The sequence below is a fragment of the Mesorhizobium sp. C416B genome, assembly GCF_030323165.1.
In the GTDB taxonomy this organism is placed as follows: Bacteria; Pseudomonadota; Alphaproteobacteria; order Rhizobiales; family Rhizobiaceae; genus Mesorhizobium.
In genome coordinates this window covers 3,860,067-3,885,100 of sequence record NZ_CP100471.1, presented here as the reverse complement: position 1 = coordinate 3,885,100, position 25,034 = coordinate 3,860,067, and the positions used below count along the sequence as shown (strand labels likewise).

Annotated in this window: 20 protein-coding genes; 4 read left to right on the top strand and 16 right to left on the bottom strand. The window is 61.5% G+C overall.

Annotated elements, in window-relative coordinates; all coding sequences use genetic code 11:
- Positions 1-2 precede the first annotated feature (2 nt).
- From NLY43_RS18935 to NLY43_RS18925, 3 genes are all read right to left on the bottom strand, one after another.
- A complete protein-coding gene (locus tag NLY43_RS18935; protein WP_031199001.1) occupies positions 3-1,376 on the bottom strand; it encodes a hypothetical protein in 1,374 nt (457 codons plus the stop codon).
- Positions 1,376-1,894, bottom strand: a complete 519-nt coding sequence (locus NLY43_RS18930; protein WP_023710302.1) for a GNAT family N-acetyltransferase — start codon at positions 1,892-1,894, stop codon at positions 1,376-1,378. The genes NLY43_RS18935 and NLY43_RS18930 overlap by 1 nt, the downstream gene beginning before the upstream one ends.
- Before the next feature lie 136 nt (positions 1,895-2,030).
- Positions 2,031-2,852, bottom strand: a complete 822-nt coding sequence (locus NLY43_RS18925; protein ID WP_023710303.1) for a hypothetical protein — start codon at positions 2,850-2,852, stop codon at positions 2,031-2,033.
- Between the two features lie 298 nt (positions 2,853-3,150).
- On the opposite strand from NLY43_RS18925, the gene NLY43_RS18920 reads away from it, so the two are divergent.
- Positions 3,151-4,566 carry an adenylate/guanylate cyclase domain-containing protein gene (locus NLY43_RS18920; protein WP_023685078.1) on the top strand — a complete coding sequence of 472 codons (1,416 nt, stop codon included), beginning with the start codon at positions 3,151-3,153 and terminating at the stop codon, positions 4,564-4,566.
- 15 nt (positions 4,567-4,581) lie between these two features.
- Here the strand turns inward: NLY43_RS18920 and NLY43_RS18915 are convergent, their stop codons facing one another.
- The 7 genes from NLY43_RS18915 to NLY43_RS18885 form a co-directional block, all read right to left on the bottom strand.
- A complete protein-coding gene (locus NLY43_RS18915) occupies positions 4,582-5,061 on the bottom strand; it encodes a class I SAM-dependent methyltransferase (RefSeq protein WP_023672134.1) in 480 nt (159 codons plus the stop codon).
- Between the two features lie 147 nt (positions 5,062-5,208).
- Positions 5,209-6,390, bottom strand: a complete 1,182-nt coding sequence (locus tag NLY43_RS18910) for an ABC transporter permease (protein WP_031196756.1) — start codon at positions 6,388-6,390, stop codon at positions 5,209-5,211.
- Positions 6,387-7,385, bottom strand: a complete 999-nt coding sequence (locus tag NLY43_RS18905) for an ABC transporter permease (RefSeq protein WP_023672136.1) — start codon at positions 7,383-7,385, stop codon at positions 6,387-6,389. The genes NLY43_RS18910 and NLY43_RS18905 overlap by 4 nt, the downstream gene beginning before the upstream one ends.
- 2 nt (positions 7,386-7,387) lie before the next feature.
- Entirely contained in the window at positions 7,388-9,286 is a 1,899-nt protein-coding gene (locus tag NLY43_RS18900) for an ABC transporter substrate-binding protein (RefSeq protein WP_023692891.1), read from the bottom strand.
- On the bottom strand, positions 9,283-11,178 hold the full coding sequence (locus NLY43_RS18895; RefSeq protein ID WP_023710305.1) for an ABC transporter ATP-binding protein: 1,896 nt from the start codon (positions 11,176-11,178) through the stop codon (positions 9,283-9,285). Before NLY43_RS18895 ends, NLY43_RS18900 begins: the two co-directional genes overlap by 4 nt.
- 151 nt (positions 11,179-11,329) lie before the next feature.
- Positions 11,330-12,670, bottom strand: a complete 1,341-nt coding sequence (locus tag NLY43_RS18890; protein ID WP_023672139.1) for an adenylate/guanylate cyclase domain-containing protein — start codon at positions 12,668-12,670, stop codon at positions 11,330-11,332.
- Between the two features lie 303 nt (positions 12,671-12,973).
- The gene (locus NLY43_RS18885) at positions 12,974-14,152 is read right to left on the bottom strand and encodes a DUF3095 domain-containing protein (RefSeq protein WP_031196755.1); all 1,179 of its coding nucleotides are present in this window, start codon (positions 14,150-14,152) and stop codon (positions 12,974-12,976) included.
- A gap of 74 nt (positions 14,153-14,226) precedes the next feature.
- On the opposite strand from NLY43_RS18885, the gene NLY43_RS18880 reads away from it, so the two are divergent.
- Together NLY43_RS18880 and NLY43_RS18875 are read left to right on the top strand one after the other, a co-directional pair.
- Positions 14,227-15,315 (top strand): glycosyltransferase family 4 protein, encoded by a 1,089-nt coding sequence (locus tag NLY43_RS18880; protein ID WP_023672141.1) that lies wholly within the window; start codon positions 14,227-14,229, stop codon positions 15,313-15,315.
- Positions 15,312-16,070, top strand: coding sequence for a polysaccharide deacetylase family protein (locus tag NLY43_RS18875; protein WP_023672142.1), 759 nt, complete (start codon positions 15,312-15,314; stop codon positions 16,068-16,070). Before NLY43_RS18880 ends, NLY43_RS18875 begins: the two co-directional genes overlap by 4 nt.
- 1 nt (position 16,071) lies before the next feature.
- Here the strand turns inward: NLY43_RS18875 and NLY43_RS18870 are convergent, their stop codons facing one another.
- The 3 genes from NLY43_RS18870 to NLY43_RS18860 all read right to left on the bottom strand — a co-directional run bounded on the left by NLY43_RS18870 (position 16,072) and on the right by NLY43_RS18860 (position 20,251).
- Positions 16,072-16,923, bottom strand: a complete 852-nt coding sequence (locus NLY43_RS18870; RefSeq protein ID WP_023672143.1) for an MBL fold metallo-hydrolase — start codon at positions 16,921-16,923, stop codon at positions 16,072-16,074.
- A 111-nt stretch (positions 16,924-17,034) separates the two neighbouring features.
- Positions 17,035-17,502: a cyclic nucleotide-binding domain-containing protein gene (locus NLY43_RS18865; protein ID WP_023672144.1), complete on the bottom strand. Its 468-nt coding sequence runs from the start codon at positions 17,500-17,502 to the stop codon at positions 17,035-17,037.
- Positions 17,503-17,536: 34 nt separating this feature from the next.
- Positions 17,537-20,251: an ABC transporter transmembrane domain-containing protein gene (locus NLY43_RS18860; RefSeq protein ID WP_023710306.1), complete on the bottom strand. Its 2,715-nt coding sequence runs from the start codon at positions 20,249-20,251 to the stop codon at positions 17,537-17,539.
- Positions 20,252-20,517: 266 nt separating this feature from the next.
- On the opposite strand from NLY43_RS18860, the gene NLY43_RS18855 reads away from it, so the two are divergent.
- Positions 20,518-21,189 carry a class I SAM-dependent methyltransferase gene (locus NLY43_RS18855; protein WP_084561037.1) on the top strand — a complete coding sequence of 224 codons (672 nt, stop codon included), beginning with the start codon at positions 20,518-20,520 and terminating at the stop codon, positions 21,187-21,189.
- Here the strand turns inward: NLY43_RS18855 and NLY43_RS18850 are convergent.
- The 3 genes from NLY43_RS18850 to NLY43_RS18840 are packed head-to-tail and all read right to left on the bottom strand — an operon-like array spanning position 21,167 to position 24,772.
- The gene (locus NLY43_RS18850; protein WP_023710307.1) at positions 21,167-22,315 is read right to left on the bottom strand and encodes a glycosyltransferase family protein; all 1,149 of its coding nucleotides are present in this window, start codon (positions 22,313-22,315) and stop codon (positions 21,167-21,169) included. The two genes, NLY43_RS18855 and NLY43_RS18850, sit on opposite strands and share 23 nt — an antisense overlap.
- The gene (locus NLY43_RS18845) at positions 22,312-23,556 is read right to left on the bottom strand and encodes a glycosyltransferase (RefSeq protein ID WP_023710308.1); all 1,245 of its coding nucleotides are present in this window, start codon (positions 23,554-23,556) and stop codon (positions 22,312-22,314) included. The genes NLY43_RS18850 and NLY43_RS18845 overlap by 4 nt, the downstream gene beginning before the upstream one ends.
- Position 23,557: 1 nt before the next feature.
- Positions 23,558-24,772, bottom strand: coding sequence for a glycosyltransferase family protein (locus NLY43_RS18840; RefSeq protein ID WP_023710309.1), 1,215 nt, complete (start codon positions 24,770-24,772; stop codon positions 23,558-23,560).
- Between the last annotated feature and the right edge of the window lie 262 nt (positions 24,773-25,034).

Sequence of the window (25,034 nt, the reverse complement as noted above, 5' to 3'; positions counted from 1 at the left end):
GATCAGAGGCCTGAGGCCCGGCCGATCTTGCGCCATCGGGCGTTTTCGCGGACCGGTTTCAGGTCATCGGTCGTCTCGGCAAATGTCCGCAACCGGTATTGCCGCAGCAGGTCCGGGAAGAGCGCTCCTTCCGGCAGGCTGGCAAGCTGCTCGCGGACCGAGATCTTTTCATCGATGACCCGCATGCCCCAGGCATTTTCCCGAACCTGCAGCTCGGCGGCCAGATCGCGCTCTTCTGGCGCGTTTTCATCAAGCGCAGCCAGCAGGATCGAGTGGAAAAGCGCGACATAGCCAATCTGTCTCAGGCCGCCCACAACCCGCACGCGCGGCAATATGGCAAGGGCAAGGAACATCAGGAACAAGTCCGGCAAAAGCATGCCGTCGAGCAGTGCCTGCTGGAGATGCGGCCGCTCGAACGGGATGGAAAGACCATGCGGCCTGTCAGGCTCGATCAGCCGCCCGTTCTCGAGGACGAGCTTGCGCACGCGCTGCTCGCGGATGCCCCAGAAATAGGCCGTGGCATTGGGCAGGAACCTGCCAAATGGGCCCGATGCGGCTTCTTGCAAGGCATGGTCGAGACGCCGGCGCCTTGCGGGCTCGAGGAGCAGCCTGGAAAGAAGGCTGCCTTCATCTTCCAGATGCCGCGACACGACAGTCGCGGCCAGCCTATCATCGATGAAAACCGGCCGGGCCATGCCGGAACGATCCCAATCGGCGACCAGATGCTCGTTGAGTTCTGTCAGCGCATCGGCGGCTGTTGCAAACACCTTGTCCTGGCTGGCAAGCAGCGTGCCCAGCCAGCTTCTGGCATCCGTCTCATTGCCCACCGTTTCGAGCGCGCGCCCGTTGAGGGTAACGGGACCGGCCGCGCAGGCGCTTTTGCGGCACAGTTTGTGGCGCCCCATGCCAAACAAATTGACCTTGTCGTCGCCGACATCGAGCCATCCCGGCCCCTCCCGGCCGGTTGTCTCCATGGTCATCGTCGTTCCCATGAAGCCGAAAAAAGCCGACAGCCCGTTTTCGACCGCGCCGAGCCAGGCAAGCAGCAGGGCATCGAAGGTGATCCGATCCATCAGAAGCAGGCAGTGCAGGCCGGACTGGATAACCGGTCTGTGGTCGAATTCGTCGAGGGCCTTGCCGATCGCTTCAGGTTGCATGATCGCACCGAGGCGCTGCTGCAGGACGTCGCGCAGGATCGAGCGGGCAGCAATCGACGGGGCCGATCCAGGCCTTGCCACCGGCCGCCACAGATGGCGGGCATAATCGGAAACCGGTGCATTCCAGTTCTGCTCGATGTCACGCACGACCTCCGGGCAGAGCAGCGACAGCACGGCCAAAATGTCCACCGGAGGGGCAAGGGCAGGGACGGTGGTCATCAGAACCGCAGCCGGGCCATGCTCAGGAGGTCGTGGTATTGCCCGGCGGTAAAACCGGCCTTCACATGCCGGCCTTCGACCTCGAAGCCGTGGCTTGTGTAGAGACGGATGGCCGGTTCGTTGTCGGCATAGACGCTCAATTCGACCCGCTTCAGGGCGCGCCAGTTGTCGGCCACGTCAAGCAGCGCGCCTAGGATGGCAGAGCCGATGCCTCTGCCGACAAAACCATCGTCAAGGCCGATATTGATCTCGCCGATATGCGAGCGGCGCGGCGAACCCTGCGCGACCAGGCTGCCATGGCCGACAACCTTGCCGTCCAGCTCCGCAACGATCCAGGTGGTTTCCGGGCCGGACTTGGCGATGCGCCGCTCCACCTGCTCCACCATCTCGAACGGCATCCTGAGCGTGCCCCAGCGGAACCCCGGCATATTGAAGATAGCGCACAGCGCCTCGGCATCGCTTGGCCGGACGGCCCGGAGCTGCGGCTGGATTTTCTCTAGGGGTGGCGTGCTGGTCATGGCTTTTCCGGCTACAGCAATTCCAGGAAAAGTGTGAGCGGTTTTCCGTCCGGAATTGCGTCAGAACAAAGGACAGAGGCAATATGCCCGGCACGATGCACCGGACGTCACCTGAAAATCCAGCCGTCTCTGCGACCTATGCCGATTGCGCGGCAAAATGCCGGGGGGCGGCGTAGAGTTTGAGGATACCGCTGACGCCGATCCAGCCGAAAAGGGCGAGCCAGCACAATGTCCCGGCCGCCGTCCAGTCGATCCGGTGCACGGCGGCGTCGGTGATGACGAGGCCAAGGACGGCAAGCAGGCCAACCAGAAACTGCGCCAGGCCGAGCACCAGCAATTCCTCACGCGGCGCACTTCTCCAGACGAGATAGGTGCCGCCTGCACCCGCGAGGAAGATGGCGCTGTAGACCTGGGCGTGGAAGGCATCGATCGGCCATGGCCAGAAGCCACCGAATGTCAGGGGAAACAGCAACAGGCCGACGCCGTAGGCCCCGAGGATCGTCATTTCCACCGGTAGGTAGGCGCGCCATGCGGGGTTCAAGATCACGCCTTTTGCAGAAGGGCGGGCCCTTTCCCGCCACAGGAACAGCCCGGATACCGCGGCTGACGCAAGATAGACCAGAAACCAGAGCCAGGGGGCTTTGCGCTCGAAGTTGAAATAACCGAGATTGATGAACGAAGCCGCCGACACGATGACGGTGAAGATGAAGGCCATGACCAGCACGAGCCTGCCGGGCGACCAGCGATTCCAGACCAGCAGCGCCGCCATCACTGCCATTTCGGCGGTGTAGAAGCCGCCGAGGAAGCGGGCATTGAACGGCGTGACGGCCCAGGGCCAGCGCGGCTTGACCAGCGCAGGCGCGAAAAACAGGCCGGCCCCGACGATCAGGACGATGATGACCCCCGCCGAGAAAAGGCGCAGGGCCGCCGGAAATGGCGGGTTGTCGCGTGTCGGCATGGAGAAAACCCCAGAGATGAATGCCCCATGGGCTATCATAGTTTGGAATTCAACAAATGGAAATTGACCTGTCACCAGGCTTGTCCATTCGAATGGCCGTCCGGTCCGTTTAGCAGTATGATGGAGCGTTCGGGTCGAAGATCGGTCCGGCCAACACGCCTAGAGCCGGATGATTTCAGGTCTGTCCGACCTGAAATCTGAATCCGCCTCTGAATCAGGAAGAGCATGATGTCGTCCGAAAACCGCTTCACACTTTTCGGCATCATGCTCTAGCGGCGCAATTTCCGGAGCCTGCACGATGACCGAAGCTCAGGATCTGTTCTCGCTTCTGCGGCAATCGACCGATGTCGATCCGCAGGCAATCGACGCAATCCGGCAAACCATCGCCGAGGGCAAGGACCGCGAACTTTGCCGCATCAATGCGCTCGCCTTCGCCAGCAAGCATGGCCTCGACGAGGAACGCACCATAAGCGCCTTTCTCCATGCGGCGCGGGTGGGCATCTTCGACATTTCCTGGAATGTTCTGTGCCCCGGCTGTGGCGGCGTGCTCGACACCAACGCCACGCTGAAAACCATGCAGAAGGACGAATACACCTGCGCGCTGTGCTCCCAGGGCTATTCGCCGACCCTCGACGAGATGGTCGAGGTGACATTCACCGTCAGTCCCCGCGTGCGCAGGATTGCCGCCCACAATCCACACGAACTGCCGTTGGTGGAATATTACCGCCAGATCTACTGGGCGTCCGGGGCCGATCTGCCGGACGAGGATCTGGCGGAAAAGATGGAAGCGTTCTCGCTGGAAGATATCGAGCTTGCGCCCGGTGAAAAGGCGGTTCTGCACATCCAGCTTCCGCCCCAATTCATCATCGTCTTCGAGCCGGTCACACATTCGGCCCAGTTCATCGACGCGAAGGGCGAACCGGCAAAAGAGCGGCGAAACCTCTCTCTGGCCTTCGACCGCGACCATGTCCAGAGCCAGACGCTGGAGATGCAGCCCGGCCCATTGCGCATTTCGCTGGAAAACAGGACCGACACGCGCGTGCTGCCGACGGTCTTCATCGCCTGCCCGGTATTGCATGATTTCCTGGGCAAGCGCCGGCCCTTCGTGACCGCCAAGCGCCTGCTCACCAACCAGACGTTCCGGGATCTCTATCGCACGGATACGCTCGACATCAACCAGCGCCTGAAGATCACCAGCCTGACCTTCCTGTTCACCGATCTGCGCGGATCGACCGAGCTTTACGAGCGGGTGGGCGATCTTTCAGCCTTCGATCTCGTGCGCGAGCATTTCCAGGTTCTGCACGAGATCGTCGCGGCGGAGGCAGGCGCGGTTGTGAAGACGATCGGCGATGCGGTGATGGCGACCTTCGCGACGCCTGACCGTGCGATTGCCGCGGCGCTGCGGATGCGCGACGCCATGCGGGCGCTCAATGACAAAAGCGGGCGCGAGGACCTTCTGCTCAAGATCGGTGTTCATGCCGGCCCCTGCATAGCCGTGTCCATGAACGAGCGGCAGGATTATTTCGGCCAGACGGTCAACATTGCTTCGCGGGTCCAGAACCTCGCCAACGCACAGGCGATCTTCGCCACGCGTGCGGTGGTCGACGACAATCTCACCGCCGATCTGTTGCACAGGAACGCGCTGACGCCCGTGCCGCACGAGGTCTCGCTGCGCGGCATCGAGCGGGAGATTGCGGTTTATACGATCCCCTGAAGAGTTCTCTACCGCTCACACGCGCTTGCAGAGGAAATAACGGTCGGCGGGCTCCGAAGTGGGCGCCGGGAGGTGTTGCAGCAGCGGGTGATCGAGCGGCGTGCCACTGACCGCGAAGCCGCCGACGCGAAGCAGGCTCGCAATCAGATCGGGAAGCCAGGTAGCGGTCACTGCATCGCGATCGTCATAGCCGGTGCCGATGTCGGCATGAACAAGGGCGGCTTCGATGCCAATGAACTTGCGGCCCGTCTCGCGTATTTCGCCGAGCACGAGGTTTTCAGCTTCGGGAATTGAGCTAGTGTGCGCGCCAACTTCGCGGTCGAACACCACGATCCGGCGCCCGGGCAGAAGCTCGCGCAGATGGTGGAATGTCCGGCCATTGCCGAGGCCGAGCTCAAGCACAAGCCCCTCCATCTTCGCCACCTCGGGGCAGATTCGATTAAGAATGTCGCGCTGCGCGGTCATCCTGCTGATGAAATTATCGAGGCGACTCATATGCGATTGTGTGTCCTGAACCAGCAGCCCCGATCGAGGCTTGCTGCATATAAAGGCGAACGACGAACCCTGCAATAACGCAACCGGCCGCCGACAAGCGTCATACCGGGTGGAGTGTTCGGCAGGCCGCGCGGTGGAACAGCGATATCACTTGTAGGGGTCTGCGGCGTCCCGCAAGCCGTCGCCGAGGAAGTTGAACGCCATGATAACGAGGATGACCGGCAGCATCGGCAAAAGCAGCCATGGATAGAACGCGATCACGCTGACGCTGCGCGCCTCGGTGAGCAGGATGCCCCAGCTGGTTATCGGCGCCCTCAGGCCGAGCCCGAGGAAGCTCAGCGCCGTTTCGCCCAGGATCATGCCAGGGATGGAGAGCGTCGCCGTCGCGATCAGATGCGACATGAAGCCGGGAATGAGATGCCGCCTGATGATGCGGCTGCTTCCGGCGCCCATCAACTGCGCGGCCAGAACGTAATCCTCCTCGCGCAAGGCCAGAAGCTTTGAACGCACGGCCCGCGCCAGTCCGGTCCAGTCGAGCAGCCCGAGGATGACGGTGATGCCGAAATAGATCAGGATCGGACTCCACGTTATCGGCATGATCGCCGCCAGGGCCAGCCATAGCGGAATGCTGGGAATCGATTGCAGGACTTCGATTATCCGTTGGACGATCAGGTCGAAGATACCGCCGTGATAGCCGGCCAGCCCGCCGATGACGATGCCGAGCAGGAAGCTGAAACTGATGCCGACGAGGCCGATAGTCAGTGAAATGCGTGCGCCATAGATCATGCGCGAGAGCACGTCGCGCCCCAGCCTGTCGGTGCCGGCCAGAAACAGCTGCCCGTTTTCGGCAGGACAGACAAAATGCCTGTCACCTTCGATCAGGCCCCAGAACCGATAAGTGTCGCCCTTGCAGAAGAAACGGAGCCGCTGAACATCGTCGTGCTTCTCGATGTAGTTCCGCTTGAGCGTGTCCATATCCAGCGTCATCTGGCGGCCATAGACGAACGGCCCGACGAACTCGCCATTGTGGAACAGATGCACGTGCTGCGGCGGCGCATAGATGTAGTCCATGTTGCGCGAGTGCAGATTGTAGGGCGCCAGGAACTCGCAGATAAGTATCCCGGAATACAGCACTGCCAGGAATATGCCGGATATAAGCGCAAGCCGGTGTTTGCGGAATTTCCACCACATCAGCCGCAACTGCGATGCCTGAAAGACCTTCGATTGCTCCGGCGTCATCGCCTCGACCGACTGCAGGTCGAAGGGCGCGCCGGAAATGTAGTGTTGCAGTGGAGCACCCGGAGCGGGCAGCGGCGAGTCCTGCTTCATTTGGTGCTGCCACCCTGCAAACGAATTCGTGGATCAAGCAGCGCCAGCGCCAGGTCGGAAATCAGCACGCCGATAACCGTCAGGAAGGCAAGGAACATCAGGAATGACCCTGCCAGATACATATCCTGGCTTTGCAGCGCCTTGATCAGCATCGGCCCGGTCGTTTCCAAAGACAAAACGATAGCCGTGATCTCAGCGCCGGAGATGATGGCCGGCAGGATCGAGCCGATGTCGGAAATGAAGAAATTGAGCGCCATGCGCAGCGGATATTTGACCAGCGCCTTGAACGGATGCAGGCCCTTGGCGCGCGCCGTAACGACATATTGCTTGTGCAGTTCGTCGAGCAGATTGGCGCGCAGCCGCCGGATCATGCTCGCCGTGCCGCCGGTGCCGATGATCAAGACCGGGATCCAGAGATGGGCGAGGATCGACTTCGCCTTGGCCCAGCTCATCGGCTCGCCGAGATATTGCTGGTCCATGAGGTGGCCGATGGACGTGCCGAACCAGATGTTGGCGAAATACATCAGGATCAGCGCCAGCATGAAATTCGGAATGGCAAGGCCGAGAAGGCCGAAGAAAGTCAGGCCGTAGTCGCCCCAGCTGTATTGATGCGTGGCGGAGTACATGCCTATCGGAAAGGCGATGAGCCAGGTGAAGATGATCGTGACGAAGGAAACCAGCACGGTCAGCCACATTCGGTCGCCGACGACGTCGCGAACCGGCAGCTCATATTCGAAGGAATAGCCGAAATCGCCGTGCAGCATCCCGCCCACCCAGTAGAAGTAGCGAATGACCGGCGGCTGGTCGAAACCATATTCCTTGCGCATCATCTGGATGCGGTCGGAATCCACCGCTTCGCCCTGGGCCCGAAGCTCGGCGACATAGCTGTCGAAATAGTCGCCCGGCGGAAGTTCGATGATGGTGAACACAAGCGCCGATATGACCAGCAGCGTTGGAACCATCACGGCGATGCGCCAGACAAGATATCGAAGCACGCTCAGGAGCCTCCAAGCCAGAATGTGTCCGGCATGTAGACACCGAAATAGGAGGTCGGGTCGTAGCCGTAGAGTGCTTTGTCAGGCAGGTTGCGCAGCCGCGAGGATACCAGAATCGGCTGAAGTGTTTCGTTCACCGTACCGATAGAGAACACCTGATCGGTGTAGATCGACAGCATCGAGTTCCAGATTTCGGCGCGCTCGCTGGATTGGGTCGATCCGTTCCAGCGCTTGAGCAAAGCCATCAACTCGACCACTTCAGGAACATCGGGCGCCTCACCCATCTTGCCATGCGACAGATAGTAAGCGCCCCAGAGCGGCCATTGCAGCTGGTCGTCGATGGTGGGGGCCAGCTGGTATGGATTCATGTCGGCGGTCGGCACGCCATTGTCGATGCCCGACGACATCGACATCAGGATCTGGCCACCAAGCGCGCGGCTGCGGAAGATGTCGCGCTGCGAAGTCCGGATGAACAAAGCGATGCCTATCTTGCGCCAGTGATCGGTGATGAGTTCGAGCGCATCGGTTTCCAGCGTGCTTTCGCCGGCCGTTTCCACGATGATCTGCGCCGGGCGTCCATCGGGAAGTAGCCGCAGGCCGTCATCGTCACGGGCCTGAAGCCCGACCTCGTCAAGCAGTGCATTGGCCTGGTCGGGATCGTGGGCGACCCAGGCTTTCGCGAATTCCGGCCGGTAGAGCGGGCTCTCCGGCAAGACCGTATCGGCGCTTTCCTGCGCCAATCCGTAGAAGACGGCCATGTTGATCTCGCGCCGGTCCACAGCGAGCGAAAGTGCGCGGCGCACGCGCACGTCACGCAAAAGGCCACGCCACACCGGGTCGGCACAATTCAGATTGGGCATGAGCGCCAGCCGCGAACCCTGTGTGCGTTTCCACAGATGCATCTTCACCGGGTAGCGCTTCTCCGCGTCCTTCAGGAAGGAGTAATCGCTGAAGTCGATTCCCATGCATTGCAGGTCGCTCTCGCCCGCACCGGTCTTGGCGGAGATGATCGCCGACGAGCTGACATTCATGATGATCCGGTCGACATAGGGCAGTTGCCGGCCGTTCTCGTCTGTTCGATGAAAGAACGGGTTGCGCTCGAAGATGAACTGCTCGGCCGGCGGCTTGGTCCGGTTCTGCCAGGGGTCGAGTGTCGGCAGATCCGGGTTCTCCGGGCGATACTGCCGCGACATGCGGATGTGCAGCAGCGTCCATTTTGCGGTCCGGTTCTCCTTCATCAGGCCGGCGAGCCGGAATGGATCCTGATATTTCTTGTGGAACTGCTTGAGATAGGCGGCTGGCAAAACAAGCGGTGTCGGCGAAGCAGCGGCAAGTTTGGGCAGGAAGTCGGGATTGGGCGCGTCCCAACTGTAGCGCACCGTCAACGGATCGACGATCTCGAAACGTGGCGGCTTGCCGTCCGCCAGCAGGGCAGGGGCGAGCCCCCCTTGCGAAAGCTCATCGTTCAGCCAGACATCTTCCCAGCAATAACGAAAATCCTCCGGCGTCAGCAGGCTGCCGTCTGACCATTTATGGCCTTCACGAATCTTGAACGTGAAGACGCGATCATCCTTTACGTCGAAACTTTCGAGAATGTCGGCCTGAAAGTTAAGCTTTTCGTCATAGCCGACCAGCCGGGAATACCCGTAGATCGTCATCATCCGGATATCTTTCTGGCTGCCGATGATCGTACGCAGCGTGCCGCCATACTGGCCGGGCTGCCGGCCCATCGCCGCGAGGTTCAACGCGCGCGGGCTTTTGGGCAGGCGCTCCGCGAGTGGCGGCAGAGCCCTGGCTTTCAGCTGCGGCTGAAGAAAATCCGGCTCCAGATCGCCGGCGCGCGCCGTGCCCGGCAGAAATGCCGAAGCCATGAGACCAAGGACAGTGCGGCGGCTGATCAATGGCGTAACTCGCTGACATCGGCCGAACGTCGGGCCAGCACGAGATGGCCGCCGCCGAGATCGAGCGGCGACAGCATATCCTCTTCGCCCTCGTCGCGGAATTGCGGGCCCCATGCGCTGGTGTCGGAAGCGCCGCCGAGCTTCAGCGTCTTGAAATCCATCGGCCGGTCGAGATCGGGGAAGGGGACTGCGGCGAGCAGCGAGCGCGTGTAGGGGTGGATCGGTTTCCTGAGCAGAATTTCGCGCGGTGCAAGCTCGACGATACGCCCGCCGCACATCACCGCGATGCGGTCCGCCATGTAGTCCACCACCGCGAGATTGTGGGATATGAACAGGTAGGTCAGGCCCAGTTCCTTCTGCAGGTCCTTCAGAAGGTTCAGGATCTGCGCCTGCACGGAGACATCGAGCGCCGAAACCGGCTCGTCGCAGATCAGCAGTTCAGGCCCCAGCGCCAAGGCGCGCGCAATGCCGATACGCTGACGCTGCCCGCCGGAGAAGCTGTGGGGATAACGCTGGATGAAGCGCGGATCGAGCCCGATTGCCTGCATCAGGCTCTTGACTGTGGCTAGCCGGGACGCAGCATTGCCACGTTGATGGATTTCCAGCGGCTCGCTCAAGATGTTTTCCACTGTCATGCGTGGCGAAAGTGACGAAACCGGATCCTGGAAGACCATCTGGAGTTTCGCGCGCAGCAAGCGCAGGGCGTCTCCCTCGGCTTCCAGGACGTCGATCGGTCCGTCGCGGCCGTTGAAGATCACGGAGCCGCCGGTAGGGGTGACGGCCCGCATCAGGATCTTGCTGACGGTGGTTTTGCCGCAGCCGCTTTCGCCAACCAGGCCCAGGCACTCACCTCGCCTGATGTCGAAGCTGACGCCGTCCACGGCGCGAACTGAGGTCTGATGGCTCCCGCCGAACCATCCGGAGTTGCGGATGGTGTAGACCTTTTTCAGATCCCTGACCGACAGCAGAATGTCGTCCGGCCCCTTCGCTTCCGGCGCCGTCTGCTTGCCCAGCAGGGTCCCGACATTCACCGGCACCTCGCGGAGCGCCTTCAGCCTTTCGCCAGGTTTCAGGTCGAAATGCGGGACGGCTGCCATCAGGCCCTTCAGGTAAGGGTGGCCTGGCCGGCGGAATATTGCCTCCACAGGGCCCGCTTCCATGATCTCGCCATGGTACATGACCACCACCTCGTCGGCGACATTGGCAACCACGCCGAGGTCGTGTGTGATCAGCAGCATTGCCATGTTGAGCTTGGTCTGGAGTCCACGAAGCAATTGCAGGATTTGCGCCTGGATGGTGACGTCCAACGCCGTTGTCGGCTCATCGGCGATCAACAGAGCGGGCCGGCAGATAAGCGCCATGGCGATCATGGCGCGTTGCCGCAATCCTCCCGAAAGTTCGAACGGATACATGTCGTAGGCGCGCTTGGGATTGGGAAACCCGACGAGGCCGAGCATTTCCTCGGTCCGTGCCTTGCGCTCCGTCCGGTCCATGTGCGTATGAATCTGCAGGGATTCGCTGACCTGGTTGCCGATCGTGTGCAGCGGCGACAGCGATGTCATCGGCTCCTGAAAGATCTTGCCGATGCGGCTGCCTCTCAACGCCCGGATTTCGGGTCCGTCTCGCGGCATCTGCAGGATATCCTGCGTCGTGCCGGGCTTTTTGGGATCGGAAAACAGGATACGGCCGCGAACATGGGCCGTGTTCGGCAAGATGCCCATCACGGCCTGGCTGAGAACCGATTTTCCGGAACCGGACTCACCGACAAGCGCGGTGACCTTGCCGGGCAGGACGCGAAGATTTGCCCGCCTGACGGCATGCAACGGTCCCCCGACAATGGCAAAAGAGATGCCAACATCCTCGATCCGCAGCAGATCAACGCCTGCATCCATTCCCACACCAGCCCCAATCTGGCGCCTCCCGACCGGCCCCAAAAAGCAAGACTAGCGCATTGTCAGCGCAGAGCAACTTGGATTCGAATCGAATTCCCCGGCGACCGGCGGCCGGACAGCATACCAGGGCGTCCAGATCGGATGGTGGTGACTACTGGAGCTTCCTCCGGTCGCCCGCCGACAGCCGCGCGGCATCGCGATGAAGTAGCATGACCTGCTCGGCGTCCGATATCCGATCGTGAAACGGCTGCAGCGCAGCGTCTTCATCGAGTGCGAGAGCACCCGACAGATCGGGTGAAAGCACCGTCAGCTTCTGCTTGCTGCCCGCCAGTTCCTCCTCGCCGAGCGTCAGCCAGCTGTTGGCCCCGCAATAACCGGCGAAGTCCTTGCTGGCGAGAACGCTGTGCGGATATTTCTTGGTCAGGGTCTGGAGACGCTGGACCTCGTTTACAGCCGAGCCGAAGACCGAGAATGTGAGTCGGTCGGTAAGCCCGACATTGCCGAACATCACATTGCCGACATGCAGGCCGATACCAAATTTTATATCGCCCAGTCCTTGCTCTTTTCTGCGCAGATTGAGCTCCATCATGCGCATGCTGGCCTTGTGCGCAGCCGCAAGAGCAGCCTGGCAGGCGATCTCTGACTGCGCCCGGTGCCTTTCGCAGGGGTAGACGGCAATGAATCCATCCCCCAGGAAACTCATGATCTGCCCGCCTTTGCGATTGAAAGGTGCTGCGATGGCATCGAAAAACTGGTTCAGCGTATCGATATAGACTTCGCGGCCGGAGGTTTCGGCGAGCCTTGTCGACCCGCGCATATCGCCCATCACCAGCGCGGCCCGGATTGTGTCGCCCTCGCCGCGCTTGATCTGGCCGTCCAGCACGCGCCTGCCGGCGTCACCGCCGAGATACGTGGTCATCATGTTGTCGGCGAGCTTGGTGAGCACCGCCATCTTGCTTGCTATAGCGAGATGGTTCTGGATCCGCAGCAGCGCCGAAATCATGCTGTCGCTGAAGCCTGAAGCACTGTCGGTGGACCAGGACCCCAACATGCCCTGACTTGTATCGCCGTTGAAGGGATGGACGAAAGCCATGTAATCGGTGACGCCCATAAGCCTGAGCTCATCGAAAACAGGAAACTCCGACCGCACCGACGGGTCGAGCCGGCGCCGCAGATGATCGAGCTTGTTGCTGAGCAGATGGTAGTATGGGCTGGTCAGGAATCTGTCGGAATGGACGCCGTTCTCACTCCGGAAGCCTTCCACTTCCAGGCCTTGGCCGCGAATCCAGGTGAAACCGAGAGCGTCATAAAGCGGATGCAGCATCGAAAAGCTCAAATGCACCCGCTTCAGCGGCAGGCCGGCAGCAGCCAGCCGTTCACAAAAACCCTTGACCAATGTTTCCAGGTCGTCGCCCGCCAGCGCCGACTGGGTCAGCCAATCGGCAACCTTATCCATGAGAATGTTGGAAATTTCTGCTTGCGCTGTGCTCATGCTATCTCGAAACCCGTCGAAGACGAGCCATCTCCTTTGATCCGCAAAATTCTCGAAGTCAATGAAGCCGGCTTCGGGGGCAGAAGCCGGCGAAGAATATCCCGAATGACTGTCCTTGCAGGAAGCAAGCAGACGTCGACCGCACAAATCACCTGCAACACTATGTGGCGAGGCTGCCGGCGAAGTGCAATCCCGATCCTGACATCGCGCAAATAATTGGTCGGCTCAGGCCCCGTTGGGCTCGCCGGGTCCCAAGAACCATGGCCGCGGCGCATTGCGGAAAATCGATTCCCCAAGCCGTCATCAGACCGGCGCCTTCGCCTTCAGGCTTGCGGCAGCCATTGCATAGCCGCCGGCGGCGCCATCGATGAAGTGAACATGATCGCGCTGCAGCGGCGAGATGACGAGGCATGTCATCAAGGCCGACTTCTGGCGGTGCAGGCCATAGTTGCAGATGCCGGCCTCTTCCGCTTGTTTCAGCCGGTTCTCGATCCGCTGCAACACATCCGCGTCGACGTCGATGGTCATCTTCAAGCCGTCGTCGAACTTGCGGAAATCCGAATTGCTGGCCACCTCGCGCTTGTAGACCTTCGGATCGAAACCGCCGATCGTCCAGCCCAATTTGTCGGTGACGGCCGTAAGCGTCATCAGGAAGATCACCCACAGCTTGGCCAGCCACCGCCGCCCTGGCGGCGCCGTGGCCCGTGCCTCGACATCGAGGCCGGCGGGCAGGAGGCTGTAGGCCGGACCGTCCACCGGCACCGGGTGGCCATCGCGCTCCTGCCTGCCGGCAAGGGCGATGATGTCGGAAGCCAGAAACTGGAAACCACGCAAGTCGCGCGATGCCCCCGGCACGGCTATGATCGAGACAATTTCGCCATGCCGGGCTTCGATCGGGTTCCAGCGGCAGGAGAGGCCGGTCAGATCCGGCCGCGCGCCGGCCGGGGCGGGGTCGACGCGGTAGCGCCCGGCTTTCATTTCGGCTTCCGCCCAACTGCCGCCGCCGCCGGCGAACATGGCATAGAAGGCTGCTTCGGAGGCCTGGAACCTCGCCACGCGAACGTCGAGGCCTTGCGCTCTTATGTCCTTTATCGGCACGATTGCGGCACGCAAGGTCAGGTCCAGTTCGTCCGCCACCCATCTCTGGACAGAAGCCAGCGCGTTACGGGCGATCTCCAGCGCCGAGCCGGGAAACGCCACGAGCGCGCCGTCGCCGCCGAAGACGAAGGGAAGATCTTGCCGGCCCAGTGCATTGAGCAGCGCCGAAATGACGCTGGCGCCGGCCATATTGACGGTTTTGTAGCGCCCGGCCTCGATCGCCTTGGTCGAGCCGACGATGTCGGCGGTGGCCAGCGCCCAGCCATCGGGGAGAGGCCGATAGTTGTCGATATCGGCAACGCTTTCGAACTTTGCGAAGACCGGCAAAGAAGCGACGAACGGGTCGGACGCGACAGCTGTTTCCATAAGCATCAGATAGCACATTCCAGCGCTTGAAGGTGAAGTCGATCATGCCTCGAAATTGACTTGGGCAGGCTTTGCGATGATAGGATCGCGCGATGCGAATTGCCTTCTACGCCCCGCTGAAGTCGCCCAATCATCCCGTTGTCTCCGGCGACCGCCAGATGGCACGGATGCTGGTCCAGGCGCTGCAGCATGGCGGGCATAGCGTCGAACTGGCATCGGAGTTGCGCTTCTATCTACGCCAGCCGGAACCGAAAAGTTTCGATGCGCTCATGATCGAGGCCCGGGACGAAGCCGCGCGACTGACAAGGCTTTGGGACCGTGACGGCAAGCCCGATCTCTGGTTCTCCTATCATCCCTACTACAAGGCGCCCGACCTGATCGGGCCCGAGCTGGCGTTGGCCTTTGCCATCCCCTATGTGACGGCCGAAGCCTCCTATTCCGAACGGCGCAACGCCGGTTCGTGGGCCGATAGCCAGGCATTGGTGGCGCGAGCCATCGAGCAGGCGGCGCTGAACATCTGCTTCACGCAAAGGGATCGCCAGGGGCTGGCGGATGCTGTTCCCCACGCCGCTCTCGGTATGCTTTCACCCTTCATCGACACATCGGCATTCCACGAAATGCCGGTACTGGATTATCCGACGCGCCTCGTGACCGTCGCCATGATGCGCCCGGGCGACAAGGTCTTGAGCTATCGCATGCTGGCGCAGGCGCTCGGGTTGATCGGCCATCTCCCCTGGACGCTGTCGGTCGTCGGGGACGGACCTGCCCGTGACGAGGTAAAGGCGCAATTCGCCGGCTTGCCCGCCGACCGTATCGAATGGCTTGGCGCTATTGAGCCGGTCGCCGTGCCGGATGTCCTCTATCGCGGGGGAATCTACGTCTGGCCGGGTTACGGCGAGGCCTATGGCATTGCCTATCTTGAAGCACAGGCCGCCGGCCTTCCGGTGGTGGCTCAGGACATTGCCGGCGTGCCGGAGGTCGTGCGGCATGGCCAGACCGGGTTTCTCACCCCGCCAGGCGATGTAGCGGCGTTCGCTTCCGCAATTGCAAGGCTTCTGGCCAACAATGACGAAAGAACCATCATGGCTGCAGAGGCCAGACGTTTCGTTCTCGAAGAACGCTCTCTCGGTGCTGCAAAGGCCCGTCTGGCGGAACTTCTCAAGATGATCCCGTTGTCATGACATCCGACCCGATTTGGCAGCCCCTGGTGGACGAGCTGGCGCACCGGCAACGGGCGGGCCGCAAGGCAGAGTTCTGGCTGCGCGACGATGACGCCGTGGATCCGACGCCGGCGCTCGATCGGTTGCTCGACCTCACCGGTGACTTCGGGGTGCCGGTCACTCTGGCCGTCATTCCGGCCCGGACCGACGGGACGCTTGTCGTCCGGCTTGACGCGGCGCCGCATGCCACGGTCGCCATTCATGGCTGGGCGCACCGAAATCATGCGCCCGAGGGTCAAAAAAAGCAGGAGCTTGGCGCGCATCGGCCACGCGAGGTGGTGCTGGATGAGCTGGCCGGCGGGCTGTCGCGTGTAAGCGGCCTGCACGGCGCACGTGCGGTTCCGATGCTGGTGCCGCCCTGGAACCGGATCGACGCCGGCCTGGTACCCGACCTCCGATCGATAGGATTTGCGGCATTGTCGGTGTTCGGGCCGCCAAGGCCGGCTTCCCTGGCGGTCATCAACAGCAATGTCGACATCATGGATTGGCATGGCACGCGCGGCTGCCGCGATCATGGTCTGTTGGTTCAGGCCATCGTCGCGCAATTGCAGCGTGCATTCGGCGGCGGCGAACCGGTCGGCCTGCTCACCCACCATCTCGTCCATGATGAATCGGCCTGGCTTTTCCTCGAACGGCTGTTCACGATCACCGCGCGGGCAGAAGGCTGCGCATGGCTTCCGATCAGCACACTGACAGAACGCAGCGCCGGAAAATAGCTCAGCGCTTTTTGTGCAAGACTGGAAATGTGAGCGTCTGGCCATCCCGCGCCGCAAAAGCGCCGGCAAATCTGTCTTTGGCCAGTTTCTCCATCTCGTCCAGCTCATCGTCGGTGCGTGCCGGATCGTGGTGAAACAGCGCAAGCCCGCGCGCGCCGGCCGCCTCGCAGAGCTTGACGCCCTGTTGCCATGTCGAGTGCCCGTTGCCGCGGTAGCGCTCCATTTCCTCCTCGGTGTAGGTGCAATCGTAAATGACGAGGTCGGCATTCTCGATCAGGCCGAGCACCGCCGGATCGAGTTTGCCCGGCTCGTGCTCGGTGTCTGTGATGACCGCCACGACGCGGCCCCCCCATTCGACCCGGTAGCCGATGCAGCCGCCCGGATGGGTAAGACTACCGGTCCGCACAACAACTCCTTCGCGCGGCCGAAGCACGTCTCCGGATGCGAAATCGCGGCAGTCGAGGCTCGCCTTGCAGACACCGAGTGTCACCGGAAACCATGGCGGCCGAATGAATTCATCGACCATCTGCCGCGTCGTCATGCGTCCAGCCAGATGCCCGGACCAAAGCGTAACTTTGATGCCTCGTTCATAAATAGGCTTGAAAGCCGGCAGCCCGATGACGTGGTCGTAGTGGCAATGGGTGAAAAACAGGTCGAAATCGGTGACGCCCGCCGCCCGAAGCGTCCTGCCGGCAGGCCGCAAGCCGGAGCCCGCGTCGAACAGAAGCGTATGCTTGCCGCATTGCATCTCGATGCAGATCGTGTTGCCGCCATAGCGAGCAAATTCTGGCCCCGACACCGCAATGCTGCCGCGCACGCCCCAAAACCTGACAAGGAAGAAATCGTCGTCCATGCACCCTTTCGCCCATCGTAGCCAACCAACTGCTGCCAGAGTCGTTCCAGGAAAGGTGTGACACGGTTCCGGAAACTGCATCAAAACAAAGAAACAGAGCGGCTCGCCGCTTCAGTGCAACTGTGAATCGCTCTCGGCCGTTCGTGCGTCGATCAGGTCCGCGGTCGTACTGCTTAGCCTATCGGCAAGAACCCGCAATATCTCGATGGTCATTTCGGGAAACTCCTTCATAAGCCTCAGGAAATGGTCCTTGCGGATTCTCAAGGCCTCCAGCTCACTTGCCGCTTTGACGGTGGCAGTACGGGAGCTGTTGCACAATATGGCAATCTCGCCAACGATCGAATTTGGCAGCAATTCAGCAACTTTGATCGGCCCATTGTCGGAATCGACCAGAATATCCGCGCTGCCCGAAAGGATGACATAGGCCGCGTCTGCCTCGTCGCCCTGCCGGAAAAGAATCTGGCCGGCACTGTAGTTCACGCGATCGGACGTGAACGCGAGCAGCTTGAGCTTTGTCGGCTCGATGCCAGAGAACAAGGGAACGCGTTGCAGCATTCCAACTTCATCCTTGAGCAGCATTGTCGCAAACCTTCCTGAATTCGCGTTTGCCAGACTATGACACAAGTTCCTTGAAGATACCGTTTCCCGCCAAGAGTGTCTCGTGTGTTCCGTCTTCCACCAATTGGCCTGAGTCAAAGACCACAACCCGATCGAACATCGCCGCCATTGCCGGATTCGTCACCACCCACACAATTGCCGGCGAATGGCCGTCGCGTCTGGCTTCGTCGAGCACATTCCGCAACACTTTGTCCTGCACGCGCTGGTCGAGCGCCGACAGCGGCCGATTGAGAATGAGGAAATCGGGACGCTTGAGCAAGGCGCGGGCAACATCGAGCTTCTGTCGCTGTCCGCCGGTCAGCCGCCTGCCGGCGGCGCCGACGTTGAAGTCCAGGCCGACATCCAGAAGCTCGGCATAAAGTCCCAGTTCGTCAAGAATATCATAGACGATGGAGCGAATACGGTCCGGCGCGTCGGGATGGTTGTTGCCGACACGCCCGAACAGGACGTTGTCCATGACGGTGGCCGCGGCGATGTATTTGGCAGGATCAAACCGTTCGACAGCTTTCTCCAGCTCGGCCGGCAGGTTTTCATAGAACTGGTTGCGTGCAGCGATGATCTTGCTCATCAGCTCGTCGGTCAACAGGCCGAAGCGATGCCGGGGCTCGATATAGGCAAAGCTTAAGGTGACCATCATGGCGCGGTCGTTCTCCGAAACCGCATCGTAGGGGCGATTCTTGAGCCGTTGCAGCAAGGTTTCGTAGGCGGGTATCTCCTCGGCGCTCATGAAGGCGAGCTGCTGGAAGAACTGATGTTCGGGCGGCAGGTCGGCAAACAGCTCGATCGCCTGTTCGGCGATCTCCATGCCCATTTCGTAGAGCGTGCGGTCGAGGCCGGCTTGCTTCAGCACGGAAGCAAAATAGGGATTGGACGCCAGTGCCTTGTGAGCCAGTTCGGGGCCGGCCGCAGCGCCGAAGAGCAGGTTCTGGCCGATCGTCGCTTCCTTGTTGTAGGCGCCCGGTTCAAAAGGAACCACCAGCGCGCTCAGGCCTTCTTCCTCCAACCGGGTTCGCAGCGCCGCACGCAATTCGACGATCCGCCCGGCAAGCTTCGTGTGGCGCTTGAGGTCGGCCGAAGAGCGCAAGCCTAGATCCAGAATGTCGCGCGACAGAAGAACCGCGTCGAGCACCCGGCGCACGGCTTCAAAGAGGTCGTGCGGGCCGGTGGCGCCGGCGGAGGCATAGTTGATCCAGTCGCTGCGGATATCGAGATCCGGATTGCCCGACCGGCGCGCCTCGTCGATATTCCAACGGTGCTGGTCCGCCGCGGCGCCGTCATATGTCACCGATGTCAGCGGCGCATGCTTCAACCCGTAGAGCAAATTGTCGCGCAGGCTTGCCTGGAACAGGAAAACATCCGACGAAGCGTAGGACATGCGCCGGCCGGTCACGGCTTCGGGGAGATCGAGCAAGTCATCGGAGCCCGAAACGATCCTTCCACTATCCGGCCAGGTCAGCCGCGCAAAGGCTTCCGCAAGCGCCTCCGCTCCCCCTGTTGCGGTGCTGACCAGCGCCACCGTCTCACCCGGCTTGACCTCGAGCGAGATGCGATTGAGGAGCATTGCGCCGCCATCGTCTGCTATCGACAGGCTGACCGCCGACAGCGGCTTGGTCATCGGATCGGGATCGTCGACCGTCAGTGCTCCGATTTCCGGCGCGATGATATTCTCGACGGTGAACTGTTCGACGACCTGCTGATATTTGACCTGGACATCCTGCCGGTCCTGATCCCAGTCGATCAGTTCCTTCATCGGTCCGGGCAAGTCCTTGTAAGCGCCGATCACGGCCACGAGCTGGCCGACATCCAACCGCCCCTGGATGACCAGATAGCCACCGATCATGTAAAACAGAAAGGGCGTGAGCTGCGCGAGAAAATTGTTGAGGAACTTTACCATGAATTTCCATTGGTAAAGATCGAAGCGGATTTTGAAGATGAGCCCGAGCCGGGCTGCTATGTCGGCGCGCTCGTAGTTCGACGTATCGTGGACGTGAACCGCGCCGATGCCGTCGACGATTTCGCCAACCCGGCCTGAAAGCGCGCGCGCCGTCAACTGCCGCTGGCGCCCGAGCACGAGCAGCCGCCGCCGCATTCGCGGGATAAGCACGATCTGGATCGCCACGATCACGACCGCTATCATTCCGAGCCAGACGTTCTGGACCATGATGAACAGCATGGCCGTCAGCGCCTGGCCGCCGAGCAGCACCGGCTGCAGGAAGGCATCGCCAATGAAGCCGCCCAGCGGCTCCACCTCGTCCTTCACCATGGTCGCCACTTCGGCGGATTTCACCCGCTTGAAGTAAACCGGCGGAAACCGCAGCACACGATCGACCAGATCGAAACGAATACGCCGCAGCATGCGTTCGCCGAGCCGGCCCTTGTAAGTGTTGATGTAGAGCTTGAACAAGCCGTTGATGACGACCAGCAAGAGGAACACAAGGCTGAGCGCAAGCAGGGTCGAGGTGCGGTCCAGTTGAAAACCGGAGAAGAACTGGACCTCGCCGATGAACGGCAGGTTATAGTGCAACCGCATGAATGGCAGGGTCGCGCCCGGTTGCTCGAACCCCTTGCCCTGGATCGGGCCGTTGACGATCAGCTTCGGCAGGTCGAACGACATGAAATACGGGACCATCGAAAGCACGACGATCATCAATATCCAGAGCTGCTGCTTCCTGGTGTGCGTCCAGATATAGCGGGCTAGGCTGGTTTCCATATGCGATTGTCAGTTTGAAGGATGCGGAATGTAAAGGCACCTGCTGGCAAATGGTGTATCGGCCATGTCTTCGCCGCCAACGACGAGCTCAAAGCGGCAGCTGCGCGCCAGGCGGATGGGCGCCGATGGTCCGGACAAATTCAATCGGCCGCCTCCGGGCAATGGCGAAACGGCTTGCGGCACAGTCGCGTCCGCAAGTCGAACAGCCTTGCATGAGGCAAGATTGCGTTGTGTCGCCCGAAATCCCAACATAGAAGACGAATATGATGGATGTCACGCAACCACGCAATGCCGGCATGGATGGGCATGAGCAAGCCCTGGACCTCACGCGGGGAATTGCCGCCTATGTCGACCACCCTCTCGTGGCCGGGCTGGCGCGCGTCATCGCCAAGCATCCGCAGGCCGATATCGCCAATGCCTTCAACCACAAGCAGGTCGCCTGCAAGATGTGGGCGCTCGACAGGCTGTTCGAACGCTGCGGCGGCCGGTTCGAACGCATATGGGTTCTGGGTGGATGGTACGGCGTATTGCCGGCGATGCTTTTCAACGACGCCCGCTTCGACATCGCGGCGATCGACAGCATCGACATCGATCCCGAAGTCGGCGCGGTCGCCCGGACACTCAACCGGCAAGCCGGCGACCGGTTTCAAGCGCTGACGGCAGATATGTACGCACTCGACTATGCCGCCGGCGGGCCCGACCTGGTGGTCAATACGAGCTGCGAACACATAGCCGACCTAAGCGCCTGGCTTGCCCTGCTTCCGCGGGGCACGAACGTGCTGCTGCAGTCGAACGACTATTTCAGCGAGCCGACGCACATCAACTGCGTGGCGTCACTTGCAGCCTTCGAAGCAATGGCGGCGCTGCGGCAGATCAGGTTCTCCGGCGAATTGCCGACAAAAAATTATACACGCTTCATGCTGATCGGAGCTGTTTGAAGCGCTCGCGCAGAATTTGCGCCGAGCGCCGCGCCCCTTCCAGATCGAGACGATGCGCGGCTGGCGGCGGTCCCGCAAGCGCCTGCTCGATCGCATGCGCCAGACGTTCAGGCGTCAGGTCCTGTTCCGTCAGCACCGTTGCAAGACCGAGCTCTTCGAGCATCAGAGCGCGACGCGTCTGCTCGGTTTCCCCGCCGGCTGCAAATGGAACGAGCAGCGAGCGACACCCCGCGCGCATGACATCGCAGACCGTGTTGTAACCCGCCTGCGAGACCGACAGGCGGGCGCCGGTCAGCAGGCTGGCGAAATCCTCGCGGAACCGGAAGATGGACAGGCGTGGGGAGGCATCGCGTGCAATCGCGTCAAACTCGTCCTTCGGCAGGTTTGGGCCGGTGATCAAACACCATGTCCAGGCGTTATCGGCACTTCGCGCCGCCGCGACGGTGGATCTGACAAGGCTCTTTCCGGCCGCCCCGCCGCCAACCGACACTAGAACGTCGAAGCGCTCTGAGGCCGCTTGCGCCGGCGGCGCGGCAACGAGCCCTGTGTAGGCGACCTCGGCCCTGATCGCCCCAGCCAGCGGAAATGTCTTGTCGATGGTTGCGAAAGCCGGATCGCCATGGACCATGACAAGATCGAAATGCCTGTTGACGATATCGACCGTTTCTTCGTTTCGGCTCGGCTTCACGCGCTCCTGAAGGATGTCGCGGACGGACGCCGCCAGCAGCGGTCTGGGCGATGTCGCTTCGATGGCCTCGATCAGTGGCAAGAGTTCGAAACGCATCTGCCGGCGTCCAAAGGGAAACGCCTCGATAATGACGATGTCGGGCCTGTAATCCCGGAAAGCCTGCAGCAGCATCTCCGAGCGCCGCGTCTTGAAATCATCGTCGATGGCTTTGCCCTGCAGGTCGACAAGTCCGGAAAATCCTTCGTCACCGGAGGTGACAGGCGGCAGGGTCACGGATTTTACACCCGATCCCGGAAATCCCGCGATCGGCGCTCCGCCGGTCACGACGGTGACGTCGAACCCGTCATCGACCAGAGCCGCCGCAATGCGGCTGGCGCGCGCGAGATGGCCGATGCCGAGCAGGTGCTGAACATAGAAGAAAGCGCGCAGCCGCTTCATTCGGCGACCCGCCACTCCCGCTCGAACAGTTCCTTGAGCTGTCCAATGCCTGCCACATGGTCGAAATTGCTTCGCACGCGCCGCTCCGCGGCGTCGCCGAGGCGGGCGCGCAGGACGGGATCGCGGATCAGGCGCTCCAGCGCCTGTGCCAGGGCAGTCGGGTTTTCCGAGGGAACCAGCAGCCCGGTTTCATCCGACGATAAAAGCTCCGGCACGCCGGAAATATCGGTCGACACGGAGGCAAGCCGCTGGCTGGCCGCCTCCACCAGAACATTCGGCAGGCCGTCCCGGTCGCCATCCGCGGTGATCCTGCAGGCCAAAGCGAAGATGTCGGCGCTGCGGTAGTGCTCAAGCACCTCCTCCTGCGCCAGCGCGCCTTTCCAGGAGACGCGCCCCTCCAGTCCGAGCCTTTGCGCCAGCGCCTTCAGCCGTTTCAGTTCCTCGCCGCCACCGATATGCTCGAAACACCACGCCAGATCGCCAGGCAAGAGGGCAAGAGCCTCCAGCAACGTATCATAGCCCTTCTTTTCAACGGCGCGTCCGACACTCAAGATCATGACCGGTTCGGCCGGCGCCGAGCCGTCACGCTGTTTTCGCGCCTCGCCGAAACTGCCGAAGCGGTCAAGGTCGAGCCCATGATAGCTCAGATGCACGGACGAACTGCCGTTGGCGAGTTTTTTCAGATGGTCGAAGCCGGTTTTCGTGCAAGTGACCGTCCAGCGCGCCGAGGAAAGCTTGCCGGCCAGATCCCAGTCCGCCGACGTCCAGATATCCTTGGCATGGGCTGAGCAGCTCCAGGGCAAGCCACGAAGCTGGCTGGCATAGCGCGTCACAGATGCCGGCGTGTGCGCGAAATGGGCATGCAGCCATCCCGCGTCTTGCGGCCATTCGGCGGCTAACACGAGCGCTTGCCCGAAGCGGCGCGCGCGATTGCGGGTAAAGTCGCGGCGGATATCGGCAGCCAGCGATTTGAGCGCGCGCCAGAACCCAGGCCGCGGCAGACAGGCAAACAGCGACCGAAGCACGCGCAGCGGCTCTCTGTGCAGATATTCCGGTAGATAGTGGACGGGGGCCTTGATCTCATCATGCACGGGATGACGTTTTGCGTCGGTCGGCCGCCTGAGCGCGAAAAGTATCAGGTCGAACCCCGCACGCTCGAGACCGAGCAATTCCTGCGCGATGAAGGTTTCCGACAGCCGCGGATAGCCCTTCAGAACCACGACGATCTTGCGGTGTTGCAACTCAGTTCATGCCTTCAATGACCGAAAGGTGATGGCCGGCCCGCCGGTCGAGCAGTTCCGCCACGATTTCGGAAATATGAGGCAGCCCTTCCAGAGTCAGATGCGCATTGCTCTGCGATGGGCGGGGCCGGCCCGGCAAAACCTGCAGCGCATTGGCAAACCGCTGGGCATCCTCGGCTTCCTCAGGCAAAAGCATCTCGATGAGGCCGAGTTCGGCTGCGCGCCGTGCCCGGATCAGCTGTTCCTCGCGCGGCGTGACGCGCGGCACGATCAGCGCCGGCTTGTCGAAAGACAATATCTCGCAATAGGTGTTGTAACCGCCCATCGCCACCACCGCCTTGGCGCCGGCAATCAGCTCTTCCATGCGGTTGTCGAATTCGATGATCTTGACATAGGGGATCTTGGCCCCTTTCCTGACCAGCTTGTTGCGCTTGCGCGCCGGCATGTAGGGCCCAAGCACGATCAGCGCCCTGTGCTGCAACCGCGGATCCTGCTGATAGGCCTCGATGACGTTGTGGATCAGGTCGGCGCCGTCACCGCCGCCACCGGTGGTAACCAGGATATAGTCGCCCTCGGGCCGGTGGCCGGGCAACTGGTTCTGTTGCAGGCTCCGTTGCAGGAAACCGACGAACTTCATCTTTGCCCTGACCGCCGGCGGCACGTCCAGGCCGGTCAACGGATCGTAGAAATCCGGCGGGCCATAGACCCAGACCTTGTCGTAGAACAGGCCGATCTTGCGCATCACATCCCTGCGTGCCCACTCCGCTTCGAGCAAATGCGGCGCGTCCATCACCTCGCGCAGGCCAAGCACGAGCGTGGTGCCCCGCGTCTTGAGGTAGGACAGCGTATCCTCAATCTCTCCGCGCAGCCCCAGCGGTTCCTTGTCGACGATGAAGATATCCGGCCGGAAGCTCTCGGCCGTGTGGCGGATAATCGACTGCCGCATCCTTAGCGTCTCGTGCAGATCGATGTCCTTTTCCAGCGAGGTGTATTCGCCGTTTCGCAGCTTGATGACGCTGGGGATCTTCACGAAGTCGACGCGGGCGCGGTAGTCGAAGGCGCCGGCGATGGTGGCGCCCGAAATGATTAGCACCTGAAGTCCGCGGAAATCCCCGACCAGCGAATGCGCGATCGTTCGGCAACGCTGCAAATGGCCGAGCCCGAACGTGTCGTGGCTGTACATGAGAATTCGTGCGTCTTTTGCGTGCTGTGTCATTGTGAACGTCTTTTAGAATTCTCGCCGGACCGTGGGCAACCCCGCAGGCTTCGAAACCATTCTCGCGGGTCTATCGACCTGTTTTGAAACATGGGGGCGAGAGGTACGCAACGGCATTCTTCACCAGGTCACGAATGCCAGGGGCGCTGATTGTGGCGCCATGCCTTGTCTTCGCCGACGATAGACGGCCCGAGCACAAATCTCTGTCATGAGGCTTGACCCCGTGGAATTAAATGCCCTGCGGCCTGAGGCAGGCAAAGCG